This window comes from Algibacter sp., assembly GCF_049667265.1.
Lineage (GTDB): Bacteria > Bacteroidota > Bacteroidia > Flavobacteriales > Flavobacteriaceae > Algibacter_B.
Genome location: NZ_JBATHX010000132.1, coordinates 1 through 4,895, shown reverse-complemented (window position 1 = coordinate 4,895; position 4,895 = coordinate 1). Strand labels below are relative to the sequence as shown.

Annotated in this window: 5 protein-coding genes; 2 read left to right on the top strand and 3 right to left on the bottom strand. The window is 33.3% G+C overall.

The window, feature by feature from the left end:
• Together WBN21_RS04820 and WBN21_RS04815 are read left to right on the top strand one after the other, a co-directional pair.
• Positions 1-939: protein-disulfide reductase DsbD family protein (locus WBN21_RS04820; RefSeq protein ID WP_424198152.1), on the top strand; the 939-nt coding region annotated here is incomplete at its 5' end.
• A gap of 74 nt (positions 940-1,013) precedes the next feature.
• The gene (locus tag WBN21_RS04815) at positions 1,014-1,694 is read left to right on the top strand and encodes an SGNH/GDSL hydrolase family protein (protein ID WP_424198151.1); all 681 of its coding nucleotides are present in this window, start codon (positions 1,014-1,016) and stop codon (positions 1,692-1,694) included.
• Positions 1,695-1,998: 304 nt separating this feature from the next.
• Here WBN21_RS04815 and WBN21_RS04810 read toward each other — a convergent pair whose 3' ends face one another.
• The 3 genes from WBN21_RS04810 to WBN21_RS04800 all read right to left on the bottom strand — a co-directional run.
• Positions 1,999-3,054: a glycoside hydrolase family 16 protein gene (locus tag WBN21_RS04810; protein ID WP_424198150.1), complete on the bottom strand. Its 1,056-nt coding sequence runs from the start codon at positions 3,052-3,054 to the stop codon at positions 1,999-2,001.
• Between the two features lie 34 nt (positions 3,055-3,088).
• A complete protein-coding gene (locus WBN21_RS04805) occupies positions 3,089-4,573 on the bottom strand; it encodes a glycoside hydrolase family 30 protein (RefSeq protein ID WP_424198149.1) in 1,485 nt (494 codons plus the stop codon).
• A 23-nt stretch (positions 4,574-4,596) separates the two neighbouring features.
• A partial coding sequence (locus WBN21_RS04800) for a glycoside hydrolase family 30 beta sandwich domain-containing protein (RefSeq protein WP_424198148.1) occupies positions 4,597-4,895 on the bottom strand: 299 nt, incomplete at its 5' end.

Genomic DNA, 4,895 nt, shown 5'->3' with positions numbered 1-4,895 from the left:
GCCGATGGTGGTGCTTGGCAGCTAACATCTGGTATGGCTGGTTTTGGAGTCGCATTAGGGCTTCCATTCGCTTTATTCGCTATGTTCCCTGATATGTTAAAAGCTTTACCTAAATCTGGTGGTTGGTTAAATACGACTAAAGTGGTATTAGGTTTTTTAGAATTAGCTTTAGCATTTAAATTTTTATCGAATGCCGATTTAGTAGCGCATTGGGACCTTCTAAAAATAGAGCCCTTTTTAATTATATGGATACTCATTTTCGCTGGCTTAGCGCTTTATTTATTTGGTAAAATAAAGTTTCCACATGATTCACCAATAAAAAAATTATCCTTTACCAGAATTGCAGGAGGAATTTTAGTTGCTTCGTTTACCATTTATTTAATCTCCGGTTTTAGAGTTAATAAAGAAACCAATACTTTTCAATCTTTAACACTTTTAAGTGGTTTAGCGCCGCCCGTTGGTTATAGTTTTTTATATCCAAATGAATGTCCGAATAATTTAAATTGCTTTAAAGATTTAAAAGAAGGGTTAGCTTACGCCAAAACAGTTAATAAACCAATAATATTAGATTTTACTGGATATGCATGCGTTAATTGTAGAAAAATGGAAGAGCATGTTTGGTCTATTGATAAAATTGATAAAATTTTAAGAGATAAGTATGTTTTAATTTCACTTTATGTTGATGATAAAAAGGAGCTTCCAGAAGATGAAAGAGTTGAAGTTAATAGAATTAATGGAGGTACGAGACAGCTTGAAAATTACGGACACAAATGGGCGAATTTTCAAACGCAATTTTTTCAATCCAATTCTCAACCTTATTATGTATTGTTGAGTCCGAATGGAACACAAATTTTGAATACTCCTATTGGATATACTCCCGATGGCGATGAATACTATAATTGGCTGATGGATGGCATTCAAATTTTTAAAAAAGAATAAATAATTTAACAGAAGCACTTCCAAAAAATTAAGATTAGTAACAATTAAACTATATAAAAATGGTATCTAAAAATTTGAGACTAATTCTGTTCTTGTCTATCTTTTTTTCACTTTTTAGTTGTGCACAGAGCTTTAAATCGGTTTCCATTTTAGGAGATTCATACTCAACTTTTGACCGCTACATGTATCCTGACACAAACAAAGTCTGGTATAATACTAACATCAATCAAAAAACAGATGTTAATTCTGTAAACCAAACCTGGTGGTACAAATTCATAAAAGAAAACAACTATAAGCTTGAGGTTAACAATTCATTTTCGGGGTCTACTATTTGCAACACTGGTTATAATAAAGAAGATTATACATCACTTTCTTTCATTACACGTATGAATAATCTAGGGAGTCCTGATATTATTTTCATTTTTGGAGCTACTAACGACGATTGGGCCGATGCACCTATTGGCCAATACAAATATGATGATTGGACTAAAGAAGATTTATATGAATTTCGTCCAGCTATGGCTTATATGCTTAATTATATGCTTGGTCGATACCCGAATGTTAAAATATACTTTCTGCTTAATTCGGATTTGGATGAGACCATAGATGAATCGGTGAAGATTATTTGTAAACACTACAAAGTAGATTATATCGAGTTAAATGAAATCGATAAAAAAAGAAATCATCCTTCTATAAAAGGAATGGGGCAAATCAGCAATCAAATCATTGATTTTTTGTCAAAACATAAAAAGTAAAATTCTGTAACTATTCTGTGCCCATTAAATAAAAAACGGCCTCACATTTCTGTGAAGCCATATCTTAACTTGTAGCGGGAACTGGACTCGAACCAGTGACCTTCGGGTTATGAGTTCTGTGTTAGCATTTTTTTAAACACAAACACTGGGCTTCCCAGCTGTTATTTTTGAAAATCGTGTTCTAAAACGTGTTCCGTTTTATGTTCACTTGGTTATTTATTATTTAATGCAATGTAATAAAAATTATCAATGTAAAATCAATTTTAACATGTAGCCATTTTTCTGGATAGGATACAATAAATTTTTATTGATACACCCTAACATAATCTACCTCCATTACATCTTGTGTGAAATTAGGATCTACTTCCCCGCCTAAATTACCACCCATAGCGATATTCAAGATGATGAAAAAGTCAGCATTGAATGGTAAATTGTTGTTATTAGTAAACGTTACATAAGGCACATTGTCATAATGCACATGAATCACATCAGCCCTCCATTCTAATGAGTATAAATGAAATTCAGTTGTTGAAGTACTTGCAGAGGTTTCTAATCCATAACCAGCATAAGAATTACTAGCGCTATCTTGCCAATGAAAGGTTCCTAAAACTTTATTTTTATCCCATCCTGTTTGTTCCATAATATCCATTTCACCACATTGGGGCCATCCAACCGTACTAAAATTAGAACCTAACATCCATATGGCTGGCCATGTACCTTGAGATGCAGGAAGTTTAGCTCTCACTTCAATTCTACCATATGTAAATGATTGTAAACCCTGCGATTTTATTCTTGCTGAAGTATAACCCGTTCCATTTGCTTTTGCAATAATTTTAAGAACACCGCCTTCAACAATAGCGTTTTCTGAATTATTGGTATAGTTTTGCAATTCATTATTTCCCCAACCATGGTCGCCTAAATCATATCCCCAATTAGATGGGTTTGGTGCGCCATCTGTATTAAATTCATCTGACCAAACTAGTCCTGATTCACCTTGAACAAATACTGTAATGCTATATGTAATGCTCGTAGATCCGTGAGAATTATAAGCAGCAACTATAATTGAGTAATCTTGGGTGCCTGTTTGCGTAAACGTGTAACTAAATGTATTTTCTGTGAATTCTAAAGTTTCATTATTAATTAGCACTTTGTAATACGTTGCGCCTGTAGATGTAATTGTGAAATTAACAGTTCCACTACCGTCTCCATTAGGGTTATTATTATCCGCACCAACCTTGACTTCCGTTACAGAAAGGTTTGATGGTTTTAAATTAGCAGGTTCCTCATTATCACTGGTACTACTACACGATGGAAATGATAATAATGTTATCATAAATCCTAAAAAAAATATTCTCTTCATTTTATGTTTTTTTTTACTTTTAAATTTTTAAGGTTTAATATACCAAAGTTTGCATAGCATGTTTTGGTATTTGAAGTGATACTTCGCTATCATTTAAAATTAATTTGTAGGAAATAGCCTCATTAGTTTTATTCATAACCACTGTTACCATAGAGCCATCTAAATTTTTAAATGTGGTGCTTTCAAGAGTACTTCTACTTGTTGTTGTGCTTACCCTAATGGCTTCAGGATTGATAAACTTTGAAAAATGACCGATGTAGTAATAAGAAGGTGTATAAATTAATTCACCTGTATTTGTATCAGCATGTATTGGTGCAAAACATAAATTCCCAACATGATTAGGTCCACCTGTTTCATCCAATAAAATATTCCAATCGGTCCAACCTACAACACCGCTATTAAAATCATTTATCATAGAGTTTCCGTAGCGTTCAGCATTAGACCATCTTTGATATTGAGTGACATCAAATTTTTCCTGACAACCTTCTGTAAACAATAGGTTTTTAGTCGGATATGATTCTTTAATATTCTTAAGGTTATCATACATAGGTTCTCCTCCAGCCCAAGTTTCGTACCAGTGAAACCCAATTCCCCAAGCATATTTTGCAGCTTCTGAGTCTTCAAAAATAGTATTAGCTCTATGAGATATTAAATCTCTGTTATGATCCCAAACTACGATGTTTTTATCTCCCATACCTGCTTTTTCAAAGGTTGGACCTAAATAGTTTTTTAAGAAATCGCGCTCTTCTTCAGCAGTGTAAATGCAAGATTCCCAAATTTGAACTGCCATAGGTTCGTTTTGTATGGTTACTCCCCAGACTGGTATACCTTCAGCTTCATAAGCTTCAATAAATTTTACATAATAATTTGCCCAAGCTTGGTTGTATTCTGGCAATAACTTACCACCATGTAACATATCTTTATTTGTCTTCATAAAAGCTGGAGGGCTCCATGGACTCGCATAAAAAACCAAATCGTCTTTAATTAAAGCTGTTGCTCTTTTTATCATGGGAATTCTATATTCTTTGTCATGTTCAATTGAAAACGTTTTTAATTCAGCATCGCCTTCTTTTATATAGGTATGGCTTGCAGAGCTAAAATCGCAACTATGGATACTTGTTCTTATTACATTATAACTAATGCCTTCTTTTGAGAAGTAAGACTGCAATAGTTCCTCTTGTTTTTCTGGACTTAATTTGGCAAACACTTCTGCTGAAGCGTCTGTTATTGCGCCTCCAATTCCCATAAATTTTTGGAACGTTTTGTTAGGATTAACAAACACCGAAACTTCAGCCTCAGTTGGCTGGTTCGTAGTATTGAATACAATTTCATTGGTTTTTGCAAGCCTTAAATCGGTGTCTTCTGCAGTTGTAAAAACTTCAACTTTTAGGTTAATAAAAGATTTTTCTTGGTTTTCTTCCGTTTTCAAATCTGTTATTTCCAACGCTTCTTTTTTAGAATTTAAACAAGACATAGTTAATAGTGATAAAACTATTAGACCAAAAAATTTATTTTTCATAATTTATTTCATTTTAAAGATTATTACCATACATAAGTTCCAACTGCTCCTGCATCCAAAGATGTTGTGACTGATTCTCCTGGAGTTATAATATTAAACATTTTATCAATAGCCGTGTTATTCACAACTATTACTACAATATTGCCGCTTGGGGTTTTAAATGCTACATTAGGTATATCTGAAGCATAGTTTGATTTAATTCTAACTGAACCAGGTCTTACAAATTTTGAAGCATGTGCGATAACATAATAAGCAACGTTTTTTTGTACATTATTTCCATTTATGGTCAAAGCACCCAAACATTCCGTACAACCACCTGGTG